The organism is Fulvimarina uroteuthidis (assembly GCF_034321785.1).
GTDB lineage: Bacteria > Pseudomonadota > Alphaproteobacteria > Rhizobiales > Rhizobiaceae > Fulvimarina > Fulvimarina uroteuthidis.
In genome coordinates, this window is record NZ_JAXLPB010000002.1 from 578,602 (window position 1) to 601,619 (window position 23,018).

The following is a 23,018-nucleotide window of genomic DNA, read 5'->3' on the forward strand; positions in this document are numbered from 1 at the left end:
GCTTCCGGCCTGCTGCTGTCGTCAGTGAGCTGCGCCGCTCAGATCGAGAACGCCGCCCGGCTCCGGCGCGACGAAGCGGTCCGGATCGATCCCGCGTGCCGCAAGCGTTTCGGCCAGACGGGCAGGCGGTTCGTGGCGGGGCTCGTCGGTGAGCTGGAACGTGCCCCAATGGATCGCGAGGGCGTGCCTCGCGCCGATCGCCTCGAAGACGTCGACGGCTTCTTCCGGGTTCATGTGCTGGGACTGCATGAACCAGCGCGGCGCGTAGGCGCCGATCGGAATGAGGGCGAGATCGGGCTCGCCGTGCCGTTCGGCGATCTGCCGGAAGATCCCGCCGTCGCCATAGCCGGAATCGCCGACGAAATAGACCTTAGCCCGCGGCGTCTTCAGCACGAAGCCGCACCATAGCGCCATGCGGCGGTCGCGCACCCCGCGCGACGACCAATGATGGGCCGGCGTCAAAGCGACGCTCGCGTCCTTGTCGATGGACACCACGTCACCCCAGTCGCCGGCCGTCACGTCGAGACCCGGGATCGCCTCGCGCAGGAAGCGATCGTTGCCCAGAGCGGTGACGACGCGCGGGCGAAAGCGTTCGTCGAGCGCCTTCAGCGTCGCGACATCGCAATGGTCGTAGTGATTGTGGGACAGGAGGACGAGATCGATCTGGGGCAGGTCCGCAAAGCGGATGCCGGGGGCCGCGACCCGCCTTGGCCCGGCGAACGAGACCGGGCTGACCCGTTGCGAATAGACCGGATCGGTGAGGATGTTGAGGTTCCCCACCTGCAGCAGGACGCTCGCATGACCGATCATGGTGGCCCGGCAGCCGCCCACCCGTGCCTCGGGCCGGATCGGCTCGACGGGAACCGCCTTCGGCCAGGGCGCGGTCTTCTCCCTCAGCTTCCAGCGCAAAAGATCGCCGACCGACTTGTCGGTGGACAAAGCGCCGGGACTGAAGAACCGCGTTCCGTCGAAATGATCGGTCTTCGGTCCGGCATAATAGGGGTTTTTCAAGGGATGGGCCTTCTGGAAACGGGGCCGGCGGCGCCGATACGCCATCACAACGCCCGGCCGCCCATCTCGTTGCGCCGGCAGGAGACGCGAAGCATCGCGCCGCGCGTTCGGACGCTGGATCGGCTCACATGCCGCGTGCGCTCGACCCGACCGGAGGGCACCCGGCCTTCGCGGCCGGACGCCGCGTGCGATCGTTCATTCGGCGCGCTTACGGGCGTAGGCGAACATGTAGGGCACATAGTCGGCCTTGCCGAGACCGACGCCGTGCCGACGCAGGATCGCATAGGCCGTGACGATGTGAAAATAGAACTGGGCGAGGGCCCAGTCGCGCACGAAGTCCTCACCCGTCATGTCGAAGATCAGGTCGCCGGGAAGCACGATCTCGACGGGCCGTGTCTCGGCACCGTCCCAAAGCGTGGGGTCGGCGCTCTTAAGGGTTCGAACCGTCTCGGCGATCAGGGCCCTCGCCGCCGCGATCGTTTCGATCCCGGCGACCGTGTCGATGGCGCGGACCGCGGCCCCGGTCAGGCGATCCATGCATTCGAGGCTCTGGAAGCAGGCGAACCGGACCTGTGTCGCCAGCGGGAACATGTCGGGCGCAAGCCGCGCTGTCAGCATGTCCGAGGACGCCTCGCCCCTGTCGTTCGCGAAGGCTTCGGCCTTCGCCAGCTGGCCGCCAAGGGCCTCGAGCATGTGGATATGGGTGGGAACGGTCCAGCGATGGAGGGACATGCGAAACGCCTTTCGTGCGAAGAAGTCGGTCGGTGTCGTCGTTCGGCCGGTGTCGCGGGATGCGGCTTGCGGCCGCGTCGCATTCCGGCCGAGGCCGATCGTCAGGGTGTACCGCCCCTTTTGTGACGATCGCGTGACCTTTCCGCGGCGAGCCGCGGGAAAACCGGATGATACCAGCGGTCCCGACAAGGGACCGGGGGTATCCCGCGCCGACTGGCGCGGCGGCGGCTGATGCCGCCGTCTCGCCCGGACCTTCGACTTATCGACGGTCAGGGCCCTTGCTAGGATCTTTCGTCTCCGGGTGCGCCGCGCACGCGTATCACCCGCGCACGACGTCGCCGCTGCGCCGTTCCAGAATGTCGACCGCGTCTCCCACGTCGAGCCGGCCCTCGCCCCGGGGCACCGCGTTCCAGCCGAACAGCATGCCGGGAACCGACCGATCGGCGGACATACGGATTTCGCGCAGGATCTTGAGCGGCTGCTCTCCCGAAACGACACCGTCGAGTTGGTCGACGGTGGTCATCGTGCAGCGTGCGCATGGCTTCACGAGATCGAGCACGACGCCACCGATCTGGATCGTGCGCCATTCGTCCTCGCCCCAGGCGTCCGCATCCTCAATGACGATGTTGGGGCGGAAGCGGCTCATGGGAACCGGGTCGAAACCGGTTTGAACGAGCCGCGCATTCAGATCGCGCAGCGAGGCGTTCGTCGTGACGAGGAGCGGAAAGCCGTCCGCAAGGGTGACCGGGCTCTCCGGCGGTGCGAAGGTCTCGTCCGCCGTCCGTTCGATCCGGTCCTGATAGACGAGCCGCACCTCGCGCTTCAGCCAGCGCGACAGGGCGGCATGGGTCTCCTCGCCGGCAAGGGCGACGTCGAGACGATCCTTCCAGAGGCGCACCGTGATCCGCTCCCCGCCGTCCGGAAACGGCACGAAGCGCTCACCCTCGTCCGCAAGGACGAGGATCAGCCCGTCCTCGGTCATCTCGGCCTCGAGCCTTGCGAGCGCCGGCATCTCGCGCTGGGTGATGAAGGTGCCGTCGGCATTCACCAGCATCCAGCGCCGATCGCCGGCAAGTCCCTCGCGGTTGATCTCGGCGGTCCTGAGGCCGATCGCCCGTCCGCTCTTGACCGGATGGATATGAAGAGCGCCAAGTTTCACGGATGCAGTGTCCTTGCGATGGGGGCGGGCGAAGCGGTGGCAGGCGAAGCGGTGCCACCGGGTGGTTCGGGCGCGCCGGCTCGGCGGGCAGAGAACCCGAAGCGGCAGGGGGATGCAACCGGTGCTCCGCCTGCATGCCAAGGGTGCGCGTGCGCGGCGTCCGCATTCGGCTGGTCCCTGCGCTTTTCACGCCGATTTGCGACGCGAAGCGCGCAGCGCCATGCTAGTCTGCGTGCCGGACCCTGTCATCGGATCACTGTCGATCCGCAGACCGTTCGGCCCGTTTTCCAAGAGGGACGATCGTGTCGGATCGCCCGATCCTGCCGGTCTTTCGATTTTCGCGCCGGGTGGCCGAAAAACCGGATGCCCATTTCTCACCCGGCGCTGTAACAATGTCGCGCGAACCGGCAGTCAGGCCGTTCGAAAAACTGCGACCGGAGGACGAACATCATGGCCAAAGGCCAAGTACGCGGCAACAAGGAAGTGCGCAAACCCAAGGCGGACAAGAAGGCTGCCAAACCGGCCGCCGTCGAAGTCGGTACACCGGCAAAGTTCGCCAAGTCACAGGACGAGACCAAGAAGAAGAAATAGGCCCCGCGCCCGAAAGGTTCGGGCAGCGGTTTCGCTTGGGCGGCTGGTTTCGGCCCGTCCGGGCCAGTGCGCGTCGGCCATAGGCCTGGCGCGGCGACGAAAAGCCTTCCTTGAGGGGGCGTCGAAGCGCGTCCATGCCATCGACGGGGCCCGTCGATGGCCCGCCGTCGACTTCGATGTGCGTTTGCGTCGATGCGAGGGTCTCCGGCGCCCCCGTCCGCCGCTCTCGGGCAGGCGCGGTCCCGGACGGACGGCATCCGGCCCCGTCGGCCGGACACGCCGTCATTCCGCCGGAATCACGGGGCGATCGCCTGCCGACCGGATATCGCCACCGCGTTCCTCATCCCGCCAGATCGGCGAGCAGGCCGGCCGCCACGGTGATGCGCGGAACGGAGGTTTCGCCGCTTCCCGTCAGCGTCCGGATCTGGCTGCCGATCCGCTTCGCGCCAGCGCCCTGCTCGCCGGCCCAGGCTTCGACCGGATCGTCCTCTCCGCCGAAGCGTTTCAGCGCCACCTCCGTAAGCTTTCGCCGGGCTTCCGCGATCTGGCTGCCCGCGCGGTCGAGGGCGAGGATCTCGTAATAGTCGCCGGCTTCCAGCGCGAACATCGCCGATTCCAGGCGGCCGATCTCGAAGCGTTCGGTCATGCCGAAATAGGTCCGCATCACCGTACCCGCATCCGCCGATGTTTCACGTGAAACGAAGGCGATATCCGGCACCAGGGCGATCAGCGGCAGGAGCGCCAGATCATCGGCGAGATCCTGCGGCACACCGGCGTCCACCCATCGCCCGGCTTGCGCCTTCGTCTCCGTGCGCGACGCCTCGGAGGCGAGATCGAGGAGTCTTGGCCGCAACTGTTCCATCGCGTTCCGGCATTCCACCACGACCCCGGTGAGACCGTCGGCGAAGCCCTCGTTGCGCACGAACCAGCGTGTTGCCCGGCGCAGGAACTGGGCGACGGCCTCGTAGAGTTCGTTCTGCAGGGCACCATCGATCTTGGTGTCGAGCCGGTCGAGCCGGTCGAACAGGTCGGCGGCGGCGAGCCCGTCATAGGCGGCCACGAAGCCGCGTACGATCTCGGAGGGCGATGCGCCTGTCGCCTCCCGCACCACCGTCAGGAAGGTCGCGCCGCAGCGATTGACCAGATCGTTGGCCAGAACCGTCGAGACGATCTCCCGCTTCAGGCGATGGTTCTCGATATCGCGGGCGAAATCGTGTCGCATCGGCTTGGGGAAATAATCGTGCAGCCGGTCTTCCAGATAGGGATCGTCCGGAAGCGGGCTGTCGACGAGCTGGTCGAACAGCGTCAGCTTGGCATAGGCGAGAAGCACCGCGATTTCCGGGCGGGTCAGTCCGGCGCCCGAGCCTTTCAGATCGGCCAGCGCGCTGTCGCCGGGCAGCACCTCCACCGTCCGGTCGAGATCGCCGGTCTCCTCGAGCGCAGCCATGAAACGGGCCTGCAGCGGCAGGATCGCATCGCCCTTCCGCCTGTCGAGGGATATCGCCAGGGTCTGCTCGTAATTGTTGACGAGGACGAGCTTGCCCACCGCCTCGGTCATGGAGGCGAGCAAGGTGTTGCGCGCCTCGCGCGCAAGCCGCCCGTCCTCCATCGCCGACTTCAGCGCGATCTTGATGTTCACCTCGACGTCCGACGTGTTGACGCCGGCCGAATTGTCGATCGCGTCCGAATTGATCCGGCCGCCGGACCGGGCGAACTCGATGCGGCCGCGCTGCGTGACCCCGAGATTGGCGCCCTCGCCCACCACCTTGGCACGGACATCCTTCGCGGCGATGCGGACAGCGTCGTTCGCCCGGTCGCCGACCTCGGAGTTCGATTCCGTCGAGGCGCGGATATAGGTGCCGATACCCCCGAACCAAAGAAGATCGGCCGGGCATTTCAGGATCGCGGTGATGATCTCGGAGGGCGTGCCGCTCTCCTTGGCAAGGCCGATCGCCTCGCGCGCCGCCTCGGGCAGGGTGATCCGCTTTTGCCTGCGCGAGAAGACGCCGCCGCCTTCCGAGATCTTCGACGGGTCATAGTCGGCCCAGGACGAGCGGGCCTTTTCGAACAGGCGCTTGCGCTCCTCGAAGCTGATCTGCGGATCGGGGTTCGGATCGATGAAGATGTCGCGATGATCGAAGGCCGCGATCAGCTTGGTCTGCCGCGACAGGAGCATGCCGTTTCCGAACACGTCGCCCGACATGTCGCCGCAGCCGGCCACGGTGAACGGCTCGGACTGGATGTCGTGGTTCATCTCGCGAAAATGGCGCTTCACCGCCTCCCAGGCACCGCGCGCGGTGATGCCCATGGCCTTGTGGTCGTAGCCGACCGAGCCGCCGGAGGCGAAGGCATCGTCGAGCCAGAAGGATTCCGACTGGGCGATGGCGTTGGCCGTGTCGGAGAAGGTCGCCGTGCCCTTGTCGGCGGCGACCACGAAATAGGGATCGTCGCCGTCGAGCCGCTTCACCTGTTCCGGCGGCACGATATCGGTGCCGACGATGTTGTCGGTGATCGACAGGAGCGAGGCGATGAAGACCACATAGGCGGCCTTTCCGGCCGCGAACCAGGCGTCGCGATCGACGCCCGGGTCCGGCAGGCGCTTGGGGTAGAAGCCGCCCTTGGCGCCGACCGGCACGATGACGGCGTTCTTCACCTGCTGCGCCTTGACGAGGCCGAGCACCTCGGTGCGGTAGTCCTGCGCCCGGTCGGACCAGCGAAGCCCGCCGCGCGCCACCTTGCCGAAGCGCAGATGCACGCCCTCGACACGGGCATCGAAGACGAAGATCTCGCGGAACGGCACCGGCTGCGGCAGGCCTTCCACAGCCGCGCTGTCGAACTTGAAGGCGAGCGCCGGCGCGACCTTGCCGGGCTCGGCGTCGAGTTCGCTGCGCGTGCCGTCGACCGCGAAATAGTTGGTGCGCAAAGTGGCGAGGATCGCGGCGATGTAGTGGCGCAGGATCCGGTCGTCGTCGATCGAATCGACATCCTCCAGCCGGGCGATGAGGTCGCAGAAGAGCCCGGTCACGCCACGCGTCGCGGCCCGCTCGTAGAGCGCGGGATCGAGGCCCGGAACGCCCTCGGCGGCCGATTGCGCGTCGACCTCCTGTTCCCCACCCCCCGTCGCCGGATCGAGCGCCTTCTCGAACAGGTCGAACAGGGACCGGGCAAGGCTTGCACGGCGCGTCAGGGCCTGGGCCAGATAGCCCGGCGAATAGGGCAGACCGCCCTGGCGCAGATAGCGACCGTAGGCACGCAGCACGTTCGCCTCCCGGTGGCTGAGGCCGGCCTCCAGAACCAGCGCGTTGAAGAGGTCGTTCTCGATGCACCGACCCCAGACCGCCGAGAAGGTCTGTTCGAGCGACCGGCCGTCGTCGTTGAGGTGGATTTCGCCCCCGTCGCGCCGCATGAGGTCCATGTCGTGCAGGTGGACGTGCTCGCCGTCGGGCCTGCGGATCTCGAAGGTGCGCTCCGAGACGACCGAGAAGCCCATGTTTTCGAGGATCGGCACCCTTGTCGAGAGCGAGACCGCCTCGCCCAGATGATAGATCTTCAGGCGCACGATGGTCGCCGGATCGTCGCTGCGACGATAGAAATCGAGGGAGAGCGGCAAGGTGCCGGCGAGATTTGCGATCACCGAAACGTCGGTGATCGCCTCTTCCGGCGCGATCACGTCGCGGTAGCTTTCGGGCAGTCCGGCGGCGAAATCGGCCAGCTCCGCGTACCGGCCGTGCTGGGCGAGCCTTGTCTGGAACGTCTCGCTCCAATTGCGCGCGAACCGGCGGATCTCGTCTTCCAGCGCGGCGATATCGACGTCCGGCGTAACGTCCGAGCGCCGGCCGATGATGATGTGGACGCGCGCGAGAGGTCCCTCCGGAAAGGCGGGATAATAGGCCGAGACGCGGCCCTCATAGGCATCCGCCAGAAGCGAGCCGATCTGCTCGCGCAGCCGCGAATCGTAGCGCTCGCGCGGCACGTACACCATGATCGAGACGAAGCGGTCGAACCGGTCCAGCCGCGGCATGATCTTGATGCGCGGGCGCTCGTTCAGGCCGACGGTGGTGGTCGCGAAGTCTTCGAGCGTCTCGACGTCGATCTGGAAGATCTCGTCGCGCGGATAGGATTCCAGGACGTTGAGCAGCGCCTTGCCCGAATGGGAATCGGAGCGGAAGCCCGAGCGTGCGATCACGGTCTCCGCCTTCAGCCGCAGATAGGGGATCGACAGGATCGAGCGGGTATAGGCCGTCGAGGTGAACAGGCCGACGAAGCGCACTTCACCGACGAGATTGCCGTCATCGTCGAACTGCTTGACGCCGACATAATCCATGTAGGCACGGCGATGGACGTCCGTCTTGGCGTTCGCCTTGGTCACGATCATCGGCTGCGGCGCATCGAGAAAGGCGCGGATCTCGGGCGTGATCTGGGCGGGCCCTCCCTGGCGCCCGAGGATCGAGACGCCGGGATCGGCCAGGATCCCGAGGCTGTCGTCTTCCCGGCGGGCGAGGAAGTCGCCGTCGCCATCGTGGGAAAGGCCGTATTCGCGGCAGCCGAGAAAGATGAAATTGTCGTCGCGCAGCCATTGCAGCAATTCGGCCGATTCATGGACGAGCGCCCTGTCGGCCTCCGCCACCCGCGTCGCATGCTGACGCAGGGACGCGATCGCCTCGTCCGCCCGGGCCCGCATCGCCCCGAAATCGGCATTGGCCAGCATGACATGGCTGAGAATGCGCTCGATCGTGTCTTCGAGCTTGGTCGTGCCGTCGGGGTCGGCGAAGCGGTCGAGCGCGAACTGGATGATGCTGATGCGTTCGGCCTGTTCGCTTTCGGGGCCGGTGTAAACCGAGCCGGAAAAGGAGGACACGGTTCCGTCCGGCTGCCGGATCACGTCGAGAATCGGGTGGGAGATATAATGGATGTCCGAGGAGCGGGCGGCCAGTTCCCCCGAGAGACTGTCGAACAGGAACGGCATGTCGCGCGTCACGACCGTCACCAGAAGCTGGCGATTGCCGTTGCGCCGGAAGTTCTCGGGCTCCTCGACGCGCACGATCGGCCCGTCCCCGGTATGGTCCAGAAGCGCCGCGGTCGCATGGCCGACGGCAAGCGCCAGGGACGCGGCATCGAAAGCGGCGAGATCCTCGGCGGGCGGGCGGGCGAACAGCAGCGGCGCAAGGCTCATCGACGGATCGCCCTCGTGAAGCAAGTCGACGACGGCCTGGAGCGTCTTCGCTTTGGTCGATCCGATCTGCATGTTCATAAGTCCACTCCGCGTTTCGCTTCGGTCGTCTTCGGCGTCATCATGCGCTCGCCATGGGTCAAAATACAGGCTTGCGGCGCAAGACAAGGCCGAATCCGGCATTCGCCGCCCCGTTTTCGGGACCGTTCGCGATCGACGCCCCCGGCACTCTTGCAAACCGGGCGGCGATCGCGGACATCTTGTGCCATGGGACGAAGAGACGACGATGACAGGGAGCGCGCACAGGAAGCCCGGCGCATTCTCAAGCAGATCCGCGAAGAGACGGATCCGCAGACGGGCACCCATGTGCAATCCTGGCTGCTGCGCCCGAAAGCCTTCTTCAACGCCTCCGACGCGAACCCGCACGACCGGATCGAGGTCATCGGCCTGAGGGTCGGGCGGCTTCTCGGCCTCGTCGGGTTTGCCGTCTTCGCGATCATCGTGTTCTTTCAGCTGACGACATGAAATCGATCTTCGACCAGCGGCGCGAGCGAGGCGGCGGCACGCGCGAGGCCGGGCCCGATCGGGCGACCGTCCTGTCGATCTCCAGCCATGTGGTGCGCGGCGCGGTGGGAAACCGGGCGGTGGTCTTCGCGCTCGAAAGCCTTGGCCATCAAGTCTGGTCCGTACCGACGATCACCCTGCCCTGGCATCCGGGCCACGGGGCGGGCACGCAGATCGTACCGGACGACACCGCCTTCGAGGCCGTGTGCCGGGATCTGGCCGGATCCCCCTTCGCCCTGGAGATCGAGGCCGTGATCACCGGCTATTTCGCCTCGAAGGCGCAGGTCGAGGCCTCGGCCGGGCTGATCGCGGCGCTGCGCCGGACCAATCCCGATCTCGTCTACTGCCTCGATCCGGTGCTTGGGGACGAGGGGCGGCTCTACCGGCCGCCCGAGGTTCTGGCAGCCATTCGCGAAAGCCTCATGCCGCTCGCGAACCTTGCGACGCCCAACCGCTTCGAACTCGAATTCCTGACCGGGCTCGGCGCGCATGACAACGGGGATCTGATCGATGCGGCCCGCACGCTCGGTTGCCCGCAGGTGCTGGTGACGTCGGCCTTCGCCATGCTGTCGGGCAGCATCGGCAACCTGCTCGTCGGCGAGCGCAGCGCCGAACTGGCCGAACACAGGCTGATCGCGAACGGACCGAACGGCGGCGGCGACCTGACGGCGGCCCTGTACCTCGCCCGGCTGCTCGAAGGCCAGAGCCCGGAAAAGGCCCTGCGCCTTGCGACCGCCTCCGTGTTCGAGATCGTGGCCCGCACGGCGAGGACGGGCCACAACGAGATGGCGCTCCAGAAAGAGGCGGCCTCGCTTTCCCATCCGATGGCGATGGTGCAGATGCGAACGCTGGCGGGCGCGAAAAAACGCTGATCTTCGAAGGACTTGGTAAGAATCGGCACCGATTTCCGGCGATGCCCGTGCGGTGCCCCTCGCGTGAATGTGCGGATTTGGCTCTGCAAAATGCAAAATTTTCGTTGATGGCCGGCCCCGTGCGACCTATCAACTCGTACATGACCCATCATCTTCCCGAACATCTCGTCGCTGGCTATCGGACCTTCCTTGAAAAGCGCCTTCCCGCCGAGCGGGAACGGTTTCGCGAACTCGCGGAAGCCGGTCAGCATCCGCCCACCATCGTGATCGCCTGCTGCGATTCCCGCGCGGCGCCGGAGACGATCTTCAATTCGTCCCATGGCGAAATCTTCGTGGTGCGCAACGTCGCCAATCTGGTGCCGCCCTACGAGCCGGACGGCGAGTATCACTCGACCTCGGCCGCGCTGGAATTCGCCGTGCAGGCGCTGAAGGTGGAGCACATCCTCATTCTCGGCCATAGCGGCTGCGGCGGCATTCACGCCGCGCTCTCGCCCAATGCCGACCCGCTCTCGCCGGGCGACTTCATCGGCAAGTGGATGAGCCTTCTCGATCCGGTGGCGAAAGCCATGAACGGCAACGAACAGATGACGTCGCGCGAGCGCCACGCCGCCCTGGAGCGCGTCGCGATCCGCCATTCGATCGGCAATCTGCGCACCTTCCCGATGATCCGGGACCTCGAGGCCCAGAACAAGCTGACCATTCACGGCGCATGGGTCGATATCGCCAATGGCGATCTCTGGTCGATGGATCCGGAAAGCGGCGATTTCGAGCGGATGAACTTCGAGACCGCCTGAACCGCGCCGGGGCTGGAAGCGCCCCGCGCGCAACGCATTCGGCATCACGCTTCGATCGCCGATCGCGTGCCGTCTCGGACCCTTTGGATGTTCGCGCCGCCCTCGCCCCGTCGAAGCCGGTTCGACCGTGGCGGCGATCCGTGCGGCGATCCCGTGATCGGCGGGCATGTTCAAAATTCAGCCGCGTTTTCCTGACCTAAGGGGCTCTCGAAGGCAGGCAGGCCATGGGCGTGTTTCGAATGGCTTTGCCGGGGACGGGATCGGGACCGGACTGTTGCGCAATTGCACCCGCGTTGCAATTTGGCACAGCGACGGGGCCCCATGCCCTTGCCTCGAACATGATCGGGCCCTCTAGTGGGACTACGACACGAAGTTCGGAAAAAGCCGGATAGGCACTCGCTTCTTGAGACAGCGAGCGATCAGGGGAAGCATTCGACCGATGACCAGAATGATGAAAACAGGAACGGTGCTTGCCGTCATGCTGATCGCGGCCGGTTGCTCGCGCTCGGTGCCGGAGTTCGGTTCCAGCAGCGGGCCCGCGCCGCTGACGCCGTCGCCGACGCCCCAGGTCTCGGCGAACCGGCTTCCGCCGCCGCCGCCCCCACCGCCGCCGGCCGCCACCACGAACCCGTCGACGCCGGCGACCGGGACCGACACGCAGACCGCCGCCCTCGACCCGAACGCCGGTTCAGCCGCCGGCAGCACGCCGACGCCTCCGCCGGCAAGTTCGGGCGGCGCCGCGCTGTCGCGCAACAAGGTTCTGGGCGCCTACAAGGTGACGACCGCGGGCGGCAACTGCCAGATCATCCTGTCGCTCACCAAGTGGAGCGGTGGCTACCGCGCCGCCTCGCGCGGATGCCCGGGCGCCGTCTCCGACATCTCCGCCTGGGACGTTTCCGGCAACAATGTCGTCCTGAAGAATTCCAGCGGCTCGCAGGTCGCCAGCGTCGCATCGTCCGGCGATGCCCGCTTCGACGGCCAGACCAATGGCGGCGAAGCGATCAGCCTTTATCGGTAAGCCTTTCCGATCAGAACCCGACGAAAAGAACCCCGGCGGAAACGACCGGGGTTTTTTGTCGGACCCGGCGATATGGCCGCGCCGGGCGGGAAGAGGCGCGAGGACTTTCGGCCGGTCGGCGCCCAAACGCGAACATTCCTGCGAAAGCGGATGATCGCCCGCTGACGACGTCCTGCAGCGCCGATATGAGGTGACCGGGCGAAGCCGGGTCAGCCGAGCGCTTCGCGTGCCGCTCCCAGCCCCCAGGCGAGGCGCTGGAGCGCATCCTCCCGGCTGCCCGCCTCGATGTAGCAGCGAAGCTCCGGTGCGTTGCCTGAGGCCCTGTAGTGGATCACCTCGCCATTGGCGAAGATCGTGCGAACGCCGTCCATGGCATCGATCGCGGCGATGGCGCCGACCGGTGCGAACAGGGCTTCGGCGAAGCCGCGATCCCCGGCGAGCCGTGCAAGGAACGGCGCGCTTCGTTCGGCCGGCACGTCCTGCAGCCGGTCGGCGGCGGTGAAGCCGGCGTTCAGATCCGCGACGACGCCCGACAGCGGCTTGCCGGTCCGCACGATTTCCGACATGGCGCAGAGGATCGGCAGCACCGCGTCGCGGGTGGGAAGGGCGTCGAGCGTCCGGCCGTCGCGGGAGACGTCGGAGCCGAGCAGCACGCCGCCATTCGCCTCGAAGCCGACGATGCCGGCGCGACCTTGGCGGGCCGCCTCGGCCATGCCGGCGATCACGAAGGGCGAGCCGACCCGCGTGCGCACCACGGTCTCGGCGAAATCCGCAGCTTCGATCGCGGAAGAGGAGGTGACCGGCGTGACGATGGTGCGCAGGCCGAGATGGTTCGCCGTCATCATGCCGAGGACGTCGCCGCGCAGGATCGCACCCGCCTCCCCCGCCACCAGTGGACGGTCGGCATCGCCGTCGGTCGAGACGATGGCGTCGAACCCGTGGTCCCGCGCCCAGCCGGCGATCAGTTCGACATCCTCGGGCCGGTGCGCCTCGGTGTCGACGGGGATGAACCGGTCGGACCGCGCCAGGCCGGTGGTCGTGGCGCCGAGCGCGGCAAGAACGATCGTCAGGACGTCGCGGGCGACCGAACTCTGTTCGTAGACGCCGATGCGCAGGCCCTTCAACGCGTCTTTCCCGAAGAAGTCGGTGTAGCGCGCCACATAGGCGTTTATCGCCGCAGGCCCGGCATGTTCGACGGAGGAAAGATCGAGCCTGTGCGCGGCTTCGCGGATCTCGGGCACGAGATCGTCGTGGGCCAGGCGGATCCCGCCTTCGTCGGCCTTGTCGATCTCGCCGGCCGGAGAATAGAATTTCAAGCCGTTGCGATCGTCGGGAATGTGGCTGCCGGTGACCATGATCGCGGCCGCGTCCCGCGCCATCGCCGCCATGGCGAGCGCCGGCGTCGGCAGCGCGCCGCAGGCGACGACACGCCATCCCGCATCCTTCACCGCGGCGGCACAGCGCGCGGCGATCGAGGGGCTGGACGCGCGCAGATCCTCGCCGACGAGGACGCTCTTCGATCCGACCTGGCCGGAGCGCTCCAGATGGCTGACGAAGCCCCGCGTCCACGCATAGGCCGGCGCGCCATCCAGATCGATCACGAGGCCGCGCAGGCCGCTGGTTCCGAATTTCAGCGAGGACATGGCTTGAAGCTCCGAGCGTTGTCGTCGGCGCATCTATAGGACGTTCACGGCACGGCAGCCAGCCCGGTATCCCCGCGCCACCGACGCCCGCGCCGCTGATATGGGCAGGGCACGTCCGTCCCCTCGCCCCAGATGGGTCGAGGCGTTTTCAGAACGGCTTCACCACGACGAGGACGATGATGACGGCCAGGAGCACGGCCGGGACCTCGTTGGTGATCCGCCAGAATTTGGAGGAGCGGGTGTTCTCGTCGTTCGAAAACTTGCGCAAGGACGCGGCCAGGAACATGTGCAGGGCCGTCAGGACGACCACGAGCAGCATCTTGGCGCCGAGCCAGCCGCCCTGGAACTCGAACATCTTGGCGGCGAGCCACAGGCCGGCGGCCCAGGTGACGATCATCGAGGGGGTGCCGATCCCGCGCAACAGCCGGCGCTCCATGATCTTGAAGGTCTCCGACTGCGGCGTCTTCGGCCCCGCCTCGGTGTGATAGACGAAGAGGCGCGGCAGGTAGAGCAGCGCCGCCATCCAGGCGACGACGGCGAAGATGTGGATCGACTTGATCCACGGATAGGCCTCCTGCGGAATGAACCACAGGACGCCGCCGATCACGGCCAGCGCGACGATCGGAACGATCATCTTCATCGGCGATGGCTTGCTCTTGGTCGTCTCGCTCACGGGTCTTCAGTCCTTGCGTGATGTTGGAACGGTCTGCAGGCGTCAGCCCCGGATGCGCGTCAGGAGTTGCTCGACATGGGCGATCGGCGCGTCCGGGGTGATGCCGTGGCCGAGATTGAACACGAACGGTCCGCCCGAGAGCGCTTCCATGATGGCGTCGACGCCTTCATCGAGGGCGCGGCCGCCGGCGATGAGGCGCAAGGGATCGAGATTGCCCTGCACCGCGCCATCCTTCTGGAGTTCCCGGCCGAAGGCGAGCGGAACCTGCCAGTCCATGCCGAGGGCATCGACGCCGGTGTCCTGGCGGTAGGTCCGCAGCCGGTAGCCCGCGCCCTTGGCGAACCCGATGATCCTGGCGTCGGGAATAGCGGCCCGAACGCGCGAGACGATCAGCTTCACCGGCTCGATCGCATAGTCCCGGAAGCTCTGCTCGTCGAGAACGCCGGCCCATGAATCGAAGATCTGGACGCAGTCGGCGCCGGCCCGCAACTGGCGGATGAGATAGTCGGCGCTCATTTCGGCGAGCAGCGTCAGGAGCTGCTTCATGGCTTGCGGATGCTGGTAGCCGAACATGCGGGCCGGCGCCTGATCGGGCGTGCCATGGCCGGCGATCATGTAGGTCGCCACCGTCCAGGGAGCGCCACAGAAGCCGATCAGCGTCGTCTCCGCGGGCAGCTCCTCTCGAAGCCGCGCGACCGTCGCTATGACCGGCGCCAGATGGGTTTCGGCACGGCTCGGATCGAGACGCTCGATCTCGTCCACGCGGATCGGCGTCATCTGCGGGCCTTCGCCCTTGACGAAGGAGACGCCGCGATCGAGCGCGTCGGGAATGACGAGGATATCGGAGAACAGGATCGAGGCATCGAAGCCGAACCTGCGGATCGGCTGGAGCGTCACCTCGGTCGCGAAATCGGGATTGTAGCAAAGGTCGAGAAAGCCGCCGGCCTGCTCGCGCGTCTCGCGATATTCGGGCAGGTAGCGACCGGCCTGGCGCATCAGCCAGACGGGGGGCGGGAAGACGGTCTCGCCATTCAGGACTTTCATGAGTTTCTTCTCGGTCATCCCGCCGCGCTCCCCCTAAAGAATCCTTTTATCAAAGGATATTTGATTCTTCTTAGAGTCGGTGGATAGCGAGAATCCACAAAATGCATGGCCCCGTGGGCGCACCGACCCCGTTTCTGCCCCGTCTCGTACCCGTGAACACGGATGCTGTCGAGAAGTGCGGGGACGAAGCGTCGAAACGCCATGGGTCTGAGCATGTTCGGGTCGCGGCACCCCAGGCGCGCTGCGGTGGACAAGCTGTTGGCATAAACCCCTTGGCCGGGTGATTCGTCCACAAATTCCCGTTGACCTTCGCCGCCCCCCGGCGCCGCCTGGTTTTGGGGACAAGTCGGCGGATACCAACAGGGCTTCGTCCAAGGCCCCGGTCTATCCCCGCCCGTCCCGGTTTCTCAACAGGGACGTAGAGAATCGCGGGGGTTGTAGCGCCGGGATATTGCGTTCCGGTGACGAATCGAGTCCGATGGGTCCAGCCAGTCTTCCCGTGATGTTCCGGGCGTGGCGGGACTTTTGATGTCGAGGCTGCTCGTTCCGGTCCTGAACCGATCGGAAACGGAGTGGGACACGCCGCCCCGTGCGAATGGCGACGGCCAAGGCGCAATTGCGAACCGGGCGGCGGATGGCCATCGGGACATGCCGTCGGAAGACGCCTTCACGACGCGCGACCGCGGATCCCCGCTCCACGCTCTGGTCATCATCCACCTCCATCGAGGTGGAATCCGAGCCAGACGTCCGGATCACCCTCGCTGCACATCCGATCGATCCGAGGAAGTGCTCCAGCATGTCGGTCGTGCCCCGAGCCTTGGTGTCGGAACATCGATGTGGGAGGAGCCGGACTGTCCTGTCGGGCGGCGGCCCGCTCGGACATTCGACACGGCGATCATCGCCGAGGATGCCGCGTGTATCCGGCGTAACCTCGCGACGGGCGTTCGGCACAGGGCCCGCGCCCCGTCCGCGCCCGACAAGATGCCGTCAGCAGCGTGTCTCGTCGATCCCGTTCCCGGCCTGCCGCGCTGGCGGCGGCGTCGAACGGAACACGACATCCCCGATGGCAAAACAAACGCAGGACAGGGACTTTTCGCACCTGCGGTACACATGTCTGTCATCTCGGTTCGTTAGGCGCTTCGGGCACGCGAAATGGTTTTCGTGTCCCGCCCAGCGTCCGTTTCGAGGAGACTTCGAATGATCTCGTCCATGCAAAGCAAGATCGCGGTCGTGCTCGCGGTTTCGACCGCACTCGCCTCTTCAGCCCTGGCAGAACCGTCCCAGGAATTGATCGACGCGGCCAAGCGCGAGGGCATGCTGACCACGATCGCCTTGCCGCACAATTGGTGCAATTACGGCGCGGTCATCCAGGGCTTCAAGGACAAGTACGGTCTTAAGGTCAACGAGCTCAACCCGAATGCCGGCTCCGCCGACGAACTGGAAGCGGTGAAGGCCAATCGCGGCAATACCGGCCCGCAAGCGCCGGACGTTCTCGATGTCGGCCTCTCCTTCGGCCCGGCGGCGAAAGCGCAGAACCTGTTGCAGCCGTACAAAGTCTCGACGTGGGACAGCATTCCAGACGATGCGAAGGATCCGGAAGGCTACTGGTATGGCGACTATTACGGCGTCCTCGGCTTTGCGGTGAACAAGGACATCTTCCCCGAGGCTCCGACCAGTTTCGAAGCGCTGAAGGACAGCTCCTACGGCAGTGCCGTCGCGCTGCAGGGCGACCCGCGCACGGGCAATTCGGTGATGATGGCGGTGTACGCCGCCGGCGTTGCGGAAGGCGGCGAGCCCGGCGAGGACGCGATGAACAAAGGAATTCGATACTTCAAGACCCTGCAGGACAACGGCAATCTCGTGCCCGTGAACGGCAATGCCCAGAACCTTGCACAGGGCACCACACCGATTTATTTCGATTGGGATTACAATCTCCTCGCCATGCGCGACGAGCTCGACGGGAACCCGCCGGTCGAAGTGATCGTCCCCTCCGATGCGGTCATCGCCGGCGTGTACGTGCAGGCGATCTCCGCCTATGCGCCGCACCCCAATGCCGCCAAGCTCTGGATGGAGTATCTTTATTCCGACGAAGGCCAGTTGAAGTGGCTTGATGGCTACTGCCACCCGATCCGCTTCAACGACATGAACGAGCGCGGCATCATCTCGAAGACGATGCTCGACAAACTGCCCCCTGCGCAGAACTACGCGAAGGCCGTCTTCCCGAGCCTTGCCGATCAGGCGGCCGCCAAGAGCGCCGTCGCGGCGAACTGGGGCACGGAAATGGGTCAGTAGCCGTTCGCCGCAGCGACGCGCAGAGCGAGACCAAGCCTTTTCCGACCGCTTCGTACCTGTTCCGGGAGACCCGTTTTGGCCGAGTTCATCGAACGGCGGAAAGAGACCGCGTGCCGGGCTTCCTCGCCCATGGCGTGGAAGCCGGACTGGAATTGGCTGGGGGTCGTCCCATACCTTCTCTTCGCCTTCCTCTTCCTGGTGCTCCCGGTTCTCTATCTCGTCCAGGGTGCGCTTCAGACACCGGACGGGCGCTACTCCCTTGAAACCTTGATGTCCCTGTCGGAGCCACAGATCGCGGGGTCCTACTGGCTTTCGATCCGTCTCAGCTTCGTTTCAGCCACGTTCGGCGCATTCTTCGGCCTGATTCTCGCCTGCGCCCTCGTCCTTGGCGGGCTGCCTTCCTGGGTCCGGCGCGCCTTCATGACCTTTTCGGGTGTCGCCTCCAACTTCGCGGGCGTTCCCCTGGCCTTCGCCTTTATCGCAACTTTGGGCCGGCTTGGCCTTGCCACGCTGCTTCTGCGCGACGTCTTCGGCATCAATATCTACGCGGCGGGTTTCTCGCTCTTCTCCTTCTGGGGTCTGGCGATCGTCTATCTCTACTTTCAGCTTCCGCTCATGGTGCTGATGGTGACGCCGGCGCTGGAGGGCCTACGTCCGCAGTGGAAGGAGGCGGCCGAGAGCCTCGGCGCGAAAGCCTCGCAGTACTGGTTGCATATCGGCTTGCCGATTCTCGCACCGTCCGTCCTCGGTTGCTTTCTCCTCCTCTTTGCGAACGCCTTCGGCACGCTCGCGACGGTCTATGCCCTCACCTCCGCGAACTTCCCCGTGGTGCCCATCGTGCTGTTCCAGCAGATCCGCGGCAACGTTCTCTACAATCCCAATCTCGGCTACGCGCTCGCGCTCGGGATGATCCTGATCATGGCGGTGACAAACAGTCTCTACTTCGTCTTGCGCAAACGCGCGGAGAGGTGGAAACAATGAAACGGATTGCCTTCGTCCCGGCAGCCGTTGCGGTGGTTGCGGCGATCTTCTTTCTGGGTCCGCTGGTTGCGACGTTCGACTTCTCTCTGCGCATGGTTCGGGGGGACCTGACCCTGGAAGCCTATCGATCGGTGCTGTCGAGCGAGGTCTTTCTCGGCGCGCTGGCGTTCTCGTCCGCGGCGTCTCTTGCCGCGATCGTCCTCGGGGCGCTTCTCGTCGTGCCGACGGCCTATTGGGTTCGACTGAAACTGCCGCGTCTGCGCTCGCTCGTCGAGTTCGTCAGTCTGATGCCGCTGATCATCCCGCCGGTCGTCCTCGTGTTCGGCTTCATACGCGTGTATGGCAGCAGCTCGGTTCTTCCGCTGACGACCAGCGAAGTCGGCATCAATCTGTTGCTCGTCATCGGCTACGTGACGCTGTCGCTGCCCTACATGTTCCGGGCCGTCGACAACGGGCTCGGCGTCATCGACATCGTCTCGCTGACCGAAGCGGCCGAATCGCTCGGCGCATCGAAGTTGCGCACGATCGCCACCGTGATCTTTCCGAACGTCCGTTCGGCCATCGTCTCCGGCGCCTTCCTCACCTTTTCGATATCGCTTGGCGAGTTCGTCATCACCTCGCTTCTGAACCGTCCCGGCTTCGGGCCGTACATGGTGCGGGTCGGCCAGGACCAGGCCTATCAGCCAGCCGCGCTCGCCATCATGGCCTTCGCGTTCACATGGGTCTGCATGGCCTTGATGGAATTCTTCGCAACGCAACGACCGGGGACGCTCAAGGTGCCGATCCGCTTTCCGAAATTCATGCGAAGGAACGTGACGTGAGCTATCTGACGCTTGAAAAGGTCGGTAAGATCTTCGGGTCTTCGTCCGTCGTGAGCGATTTCGATCTTGCGGTCGAGCGCGGCGAATTCGTCTCCGTCCTCGGTCCGTCCGGCTGCGGCAAGACGACGGTTCTGCGCATGGTGGCCGGCTTCGAACGGCCGAGTTTTGGCTCGATCCGCATCGGTGGCGAGGATGTGACGGTGCAGCCGGCAAACCGACGTCGGATCGGCATGGTCTTCCAGGCCTACGCGCTCTTTCCGAACATGAACGTTCGCGACAATGTGGCCTTCGGCCTGAAGGTCGCGGGCATGGATCGCCGGGCGATCGCCGGGCGCGTGGAGGAGATGCTTTCGCTGATCTCCCTTGGCCATCTTGCCGAACGCTATCCCTATCAGCTTTCAGGCGGGCAGCAGCAACGCGTCGCGCTTGCGCGCGCGCTCGCGCCCCGGCCGAAACTCCTCCTTCTGGACGAGCCTCTTTCCGCGCTGGACGCCAAGATACGGGTCTCGCTTCGCGAGGATATCAGGCGCATTCAGCGCGAACTTGCCATTACCACCCTGTTCGTGACGCACGATCAGGAGGAGGCGCTGTCGATCGCCGACCGCGTCGTCGTCATGCATCGCGGGCGCGCAGACCAGATCGCGTCGCCGCTCGAGATCTACAACCGCCCCGCGACACGTTTCGTCGCCGAATTCGTCGGCACGCTCAACCTGTTCGACGCCGAGATGGCGCAGCCGGGCGTGCTGCGCTTCGCCGGGCTGAACGTCGAGACCCCGATGGCGCTGACCTGCCGGGCGGACGAGAAGATCGTCGTCGGGCTGCGTCCCGAAACTTTGTCCCTGGAGCGCCGGACCGAGGACGATCTGTCGGTGACCGGTACGATGCTGTCGACGAGTTTCCTTGGCGCCGTGATCCGCGCGCAAATCGATGTAGACGGTCGCGTGATCCGCCTGGACATGCTGAACCGGGGCGCCGGGCGCCTTCCCCCCATCGGCGAGACCGTCGAACTCCGGTTTTCGAAACACGATCTCCTCGTCCTTTCCAATTGAGGGTTCCAGTTCGATGGCGTTCGACACCTTCGCAAGACCGGGCCGGTTCCACCGCGGCAATCTCCATACCCATTCGAACCGCTCGGACGGTGTGCTCGACCCGGCGGAGGTCTGCCGGCGTTACCGCGCGCAGGGCTACGACTTCATCGCCCTCACGGACCATATGCTGGGTCTCTACGGCTATCCGCTGACCGACACGTCGCCCCTACGCGGTGAGGGCTTCACGACATTGCTGGGTGCGGAACTGCACTCCGGTGCGATGTCGAACGGCGAGATCTGGCACATCCTCGCCGTCGGGCTGCCGGCAGACTTCGACGCGCCGAACGCGCCCGATTACAGTCCATGCGAGAACCAGGAGAGCGGGCCGGAACTGGCGGCCCGCGCGGTTCGGGCCGGCGCGTTCGTGGCGATCGCGCATCCGCAATGGTCCGGCATGACCCTCGCCGATGCCTGTTCGATCGAGGCGGCGCACGCGGTCGAGGTCTACAATCATGGCTGCGCGGTAGGCTGCGACCGCGCCGACGGCTTCCAGATCGCCGATCTCCTTTGGTCGCAAGGGCGCAGCCCGAACCTTGTCGCGACCGATGACGCGCATTTCACCGAGCCGGACCATTTCGGGGGTTGGGTCATGGTCAAGGCCGTGGAGAACGAGCCCGAAGCGCTCCTTGCCGCGCTGAAAGCCGGCGACTTCTATTCCAGCCAGGGTCCGGAATTTCACCATGTCGAGATCGACGGCGACGCGGTGTGCATTCGATGCAGCGCGGTCGTCACCGTGATCGCACAGGGGGCCGGTTGCGCGGCGAAGGCATTGCACGGTGAATCGATGACCGGCATCCGGATGCCGCTCGACCATGTCGGCCGCTCCGCCTGGATCCGCTTCACGATCGTCGATCGCGCCGGTCGCCGCGCCTGGACCAATCCAGTGCGCCTGAAACAGTGAGACCATGCACCCCGTTCGGCGCCGAGACCGGATCGCGGTCGGGAACGGTCCTGCGGCATCCGTGCCGTTTATCGCCGCATCCATCGACGGTTTCGGCGACGGTTTCGGCGAAGGAGCCCGACGGGCGGTCCCGGCGGGCCATCCTGCGTCCATTCAGTTGCGCCATGCCCCGGCGATCGCCTTGGTTTCATGCAGCGGGCCTTCCGAAATGCGACTGGGATTTTCGGGCCGAGCCTGCAAGGACCGTTCGCCATCATGCATGCCGGATTCCGCGTGACGAACCTCATGTTTCACGTGAAACGTCCGGCGGCGGCGCCATGCTCGCGGCGCAACCTCGCAAGGTCGAGCCCCAGCGGCAAGCCGTCCACCACGCGCCATTCTCCTCGGATCATCACCCGGTCCGCGCGGGTCGCCCCGCACAGGACGAGCGCGGCGATCGGATCGTGCGCGCCCGAAAAGCGCAATTCGTCGAGGGTGAAGAGGGCGAGATCGGCCTGCAGCCCGGGAGCGATCCGCCCGATATCGGTGCGGCCGAGACAGGCGGCCGAACCTGCGGTTGCCATCGCCAGCGCATCCCGAGCCGTCACGGCGGACGCCGAGCGATAGTTCAGCCGGCCGATCATCAAGGCATGGCGCACCTGTTCCATGAGGTTCGAACCATCGTTCGAGGCCGATCCATCGACGCCGAGGCCGACCGGCGAGCCGGCCGTCTTGAGCTCGTTGACCGGGCAGAAGCCTGAGGCGAGCACCGCGTTCGAGGTGGGACAGTGGCACACCCCCACCTTGTGCCGTCCGAGGCGGGCGCATTCGTCCGTGGTGAAATGAATGCCGTGGGCAAGCCAGGTGCGGGGCCCGAGCCAGCCGACCTCCTCCAAATAATCGACGGGCCGGCAGCCGAAGATCTCCTGACAGTAGGCGTTCTCGTCCTCGGTTTCGCCGAGATGGGTATGCAGCCGGCAGTCGTGCCGATCGGCAAGCGCGGCGCTTTCCATCATCAGCTCCCGCGTGACCGAAAAGGGCGAGCAGGGCGCAAGCGCGATCTGCGTCATCGCACCGGTCGCGCCATCGTGATAGCGCCCGATCAGGCGCTCGGCATCCTGAAGGATCACGTCCCGGTCCTGGACCACGCTGTCGGGCGGCAGGCCGCCATCCTTCCGGGAAAGATCCATCGCGCCGCGGGTGAGCGTGACCCGCATGCCGAGGGCCTCCGCCTCCGCCGCCTCGATATCGATGGCGTCGTCGAGCCCGCCCGGAAAGAGATAGTGGTGGTCGGCCGCCGTGGTGCAGCCAGACAGCATCAGTTCGGTCAGGGCGAGCCGCACCGACAGGCGAAAGCTCGGCGGATCGAGCCGGGCCCAGATCGGGTAGAGGCTCTCGAGCCAAGGAAAGAGCGGCTTGTCGATGGCCTCGGGATGGGCCCGCGTCAGGGTCTGGTAGAAGTGATGATGGGTGTTGATCAGGCCCGGCAGGACGACATGGCTCGACGCGTCGAAGGTTTCGTCGACCGGCGCCTCCGGCTGCCCGCCGGACGGCAGGCAATCCACGATCACCCCGTCCTCGACGACGATGCCGCCCTCGGCCCCGTCCGCGAGGATGGCGAGCGGTGCGCGGATGAACAGTCGGCTCATTCGGAAAATCCTCGTCCCTGTCGTGCGATCGGCGTG

18 protein-coding genes are annotated in these 23,018 nt (G+C 65.9%); 10 read left to right on the forward strand and 8 right to left on the reverse strand.

The genetic code is table 11. The features are described from left to right. Positions 1–21 precede the first annotated feature (21 nt). From U0C82_RS07540 to U0C82_RS07550, 3 genes are all read right to left on the reverse strand, one after another. Positions 22–1,011, reverse strand: a complete 990-nt coding sequence (locus U0C82_RS07540; protein WP_322186460.1) for an MBL fold metallo-hydrolase — start codon at positions 1,009–1,011, stop codon at positions 22–24. A 195-nt stretch (positions 1,012–1,206) separates the two neighbouring features. Continuing rightward, positions 1,207–1,743: a DUF1993 domain-containing protein gene (locus U0C82_RS07545; protein WP_322186461.1), complete on the reverse strand. Its 537-nt coding sequence runs from the start codon at positions 1,741–1,743 to the stop codon at positions 1,207–1,209. A gap of 319 nt (positions 1,744–2,062) precedes the next feature. Next, entirely contained in the window at positions 2,063–2,902 is an 840-nt protein-coding gene (locus U0C82_RS07550; RefSeq protein ID WP_322186462.1) for an MOSC domain-containing protein, read from the reverse strand. Between the two features lie 450 nt (positions 2,903–3,352). Here U0C82_RS07550 and U0C82_RS07555 point away from each other — a divergent pair, with 450 nt between their 5' ends. After that, positions 3,353–3,493, forward strand: coding sequence for a hypothetical protein (locus U0C82_RS07555; protein ID WP_322186463.1), 141 nt, complete (start codon positions 3,353–3,355; stop codon positions 3,491–3,493). Between the two features lie 340 nt (positions 3,494–3,833). Here the strand turns inward: U0C82_RS07555 and U0C82_RS07560 are convergent, their stop codons facing one another. After that, positions 3,834–8,738, reverse strand: coding sequence for an NAD-glutamate dehydrogenase (locus U0C82_RS07560; RefSeq protein WP_322186464.1), 4,905 nt, complete (start codon positions 8,736–8,738; stop codon positions 3,834–3,836). 192 nt (positions 8,739–8,930) lie between these two features. Here U0C82_RS07560 and U0C82_RS07565 point away from each other — a divergent pair, with 192 nt between their 5' ends. From U0C82_RS07565 to U0C82_RS07580, 4 genes are all read left to right on the forward strand, one after another. Continuing rightward, positions 8,931–9,188: a hypothetical protein gene (locus U0C82_RS07565; RefSeq protein ID WP_322186465.1), complete on the forward strand. Its 258-nt coding sequence runs from the start codon at positions 8,931–8,933 to the stop codon at positions 9,186–9,188. Next, complete coding sequence (pdxY, locus tag U0C82_RS07570) at positions 9,185–10,099, forward strand: pyridoxal kinase (protein ID WP_322186466.1); 915 nt, start codon at positions 9,185–9,187, stop codon at positions 10,097–10,099. The genes U0C82_RS07565 and pdxY overlap by 4 nt, the downstream gene beginning before the upstream one ends. Positions 10,100–10,239: 140 nt before the next feature. Further along, entirely contained in the window at positions 10,240–10,893 is a 654-nt protein-coding gene (locus U0C82_RS07575) for a carbonic anhydrase (RefSeq protein WP_322186870.1), read from the forward strand. A 448-nt stretch (positions 10,894–11,341) separates the two neighbouring features. Next, a complete protein-coding gene (locus tag U0C82_RS07580; RefSeq protein ID WP_322186467.1) occupies positions 11,342–11,911 on the forward strand; it encodes a protease inhibitor Inh/omp19 family protein in 570 nt (189 codons plus the stop codon). A gap of 209 nt (positions 11,912–12,120) precedes the next feature. Here the strand turns inward: U0C82_RS07580 and U0C82_RS07585 are convergent, their stop codons facing one another. The 3 genes from U0C82_RS07585 to hemE all read right to left on the reverse strand — a co-directional run bounded on the left by U0C82_RS07585 (position 12,121) and on the right by hemE (position 15,289). Further along, positions 12,121–13,587 carry a phosphomannomutase gene (locus U0C82_RS07585; RefSeq protein WP_322186468.1) on the reverse strand — a complete coding sequence of 489 codons (1,467 nt, stop codon included), beginning with the start codon at positions 13,585–13,587 and terminating at the stop codon, positions 12,121–12,123. A 115-nt stretch (positions 13,588–13,702) separates the two neighbouring features. Continuing rightward, the gene (hemJ, locus tag U0C82_RS07590; RefSeq protein ID WP_416186633.1) at positions 13,703–14,227 is read right to left on the reverse strand and encodes a protoporphyrinogen oxidase HemJ; all 525 of its coding nucleotides are present in this window, start codon (positions 14,225–14,227) and stop codon (positions 13,703–13,705) included. A 42-nt stretch (positions 14,228–14,269) separates the two neighbouring features. Further along, positions 14,270–15,289: a uroporphyrinogen decarboxylase gene (gene hemE, locus U0C82_RS07595; protein WP_322186469.1), complete on the reverse strand. Its 1,020-nt coding sequence runs from the start codon at positions 15,287–15,289 to the stop codon at positions 14,270–14,272. A gap of 1,179 nt (positions 15,290–16,468) precedes the next feature. Here hemE and U0C82_RS07600 point away from each other — a divergent pair. The 5 genes from U0C82_RS07600 (at position 16,469) to U0C82_RS07620 (ending at position 21,354) form a co-directional block, all read left to right on the forward strand. Next, positions 16,469–17,563, forward strand: a complete 1,095-nt coding sequence (locus U0C82_RS07600) for an ABC transporter substrate-binding protein (protein WP_416186634.1) — start codon at positions 16,469–16,471, stop codon at positions 17,561–17,563. A 129-nt stretch (positions 17,564–17,692) separates the two neighbouring features. After that, entirely contained in the window at positions 17,693–18,544 is an 852-nt protein-coding gene (locus U0C82_RS07605) for an ABC transporter permease (RefSeq protein WP_322186471.1), read from the forward strand. Next, positions 18,541–19,365 carry an ABC transporter permease gene (locus U0C82_RS07610; RefSeq protein WP_322186472.1) on the forward strand — a complete coding sequence of 275 codons (825 nt, stop codon included), beginning with the start codon at positions 18,541–18,543 and terminating at the stop codon, positions 19,363–19,365. Before U0C82_RS07605 ends, U0C82_RS07610 begins: the two co-directional genes overlap by 4 nt. Next, complete coding sequence (locus U0C82_RS07615; RefSeq protein ID WP_322186473.1) at positions 19,362–20,414, forward strand: ABC transporter ATP-binding protein; 1,053 nt, start codon at positions 19,362–19,364, stop codon at positions 20,412–20,414. The genes U0C82_RS07610 and U0C82_RS07615 overlap by 4 nt, the downstream gene beginning before the upstream one ends. 13 nt (positions 20,415–20,427) lie before the next feature. Next, positions 20,428–21,354 (forward strand): PHP domain-containing protein, encoded by a 927-nt coding sequence (locus U0C82_RS07620; RefSeq protein WP_322186475.1) that lies wholly within the window; start codon positions 20,428–20,430, stop codon positions 21,352–21,354. 290 nt (positions 21,355–21,644) lie between these two features. Here the strand turns inward: U0C82_RS07620 and U0C82_RS07625 are convergent, their stop codons facing one another. Further along, positions 21,645–22,982: an 8-oxoguanine deaminase gene (locus U0C82_RS07625; protein WP_322186476.1), complete on the reverse strand. Its 1,338-nt coding sequence runs from the start codon at positions 22,980–22,982 to the stop codon at positions 21,645–21,647. Between the last annotated feature and the right edge of the window lie 36 nt (positions 22,983–23,018).

Bases quoted from the DNA above. Each gene is read 5' to 3' on its own strand.
- U0C82_RS07545 (WP_322186461.1), bottom strand. From the start codon at position 1,743: ATGTCCCTCCATCGCTGGACCGTTCCCACCCATATCCACATGCTCGAG.
- U0C82_RS07555 (WP_322186463.1), top strand. From the start codon at position 3,353: ATGGCCAAAGGCCAAGTACGCGGCAACAAGGAAGTGCGCAAACCCAAG.
- U0C82_RS07560 (WP_322186464.1), bottom strand. From the start codon at position 8,738: ATGCAGATCGGATCGACCAAAGCGAAGACGCTCCAGGCCGTCGTCGAC.
- U0C82_RS07565 (WP_322186465.1), top strand. From the start codon at position 8,931: ATGGGACGAAGAGACGACGATGACAGGGAGCGCGCACAGGAAGCCCGG.
- pdxY (WP_322186466.1), top strand. From the start codon at position 9,185: ATGAAATCGATCTTCGACCAGCGGCGCGAGCGAGGCGGCGGCACGCGC.
- U0C82_RS07575 (WP_322186870.1), top strand. From the start codon at position 10,240: ATGACCCATCATCTTCCCGAACATCTCGTCGCTGGCTATCGGACCTTC.
- U0C82_RS07580 (WP_322186467.1), top strand. From the start codon at position 11,342: ATGATGAAAACAGGAACGGTGCTTGCCGTCATGCTGATCGCGGCCGGT.
- U0C82_RS07585 (WP_322186468.1), bottom strand. From the start codon at position 13,587: ATGCGCCGACGACAACGCTCGGAGCTTCAAGCCATGTCCTCGCTGAAA.
- hemE (WP_322186469.1), bottom strand. From the start codon at position 15,289: ATGACCGAGAAGAAACTCATGAAAGTCCTGAATGGCGAGACCGTCTTC.
- U0C82_RS07600 (WP_416186634.1), top strand. From the start codon at position 16,469: ATGATCTCGTCCATGCAAAGCAAGATCGCGGTCGTGCTCGCGGTTTCG.
- U0C82_RS07605 (WP_322186471.1), top strand. From the start codon at position 17,693: ATGGCGTGGAAGCCGGACTGGAATTGGCTGGGGGTCGTCCCATACCTT.
- U0C82_RS07610 (WP_322186472.1), top strand. From the start codon at position 18,541: ATGAAACGGATTGCCTTCGTCCCGGCAGCCGTTGCGGTGGTTGCGGCG.
- U0C82_RS07620 (WP_322186475.1), top strand. From the start codon at position 20,428: ATGGCGTTCGACACCTTCGCAAGACCGGGCCGGTTCCACCGCGGCAAT.
- U0C82_RS07625 (WP_322186476.1), bottom strand. From the start codon at position 22,982: ATGAGCCGACTGTTCATCCGCGCACCGCTCGCCATCCTCGCGGACGGG.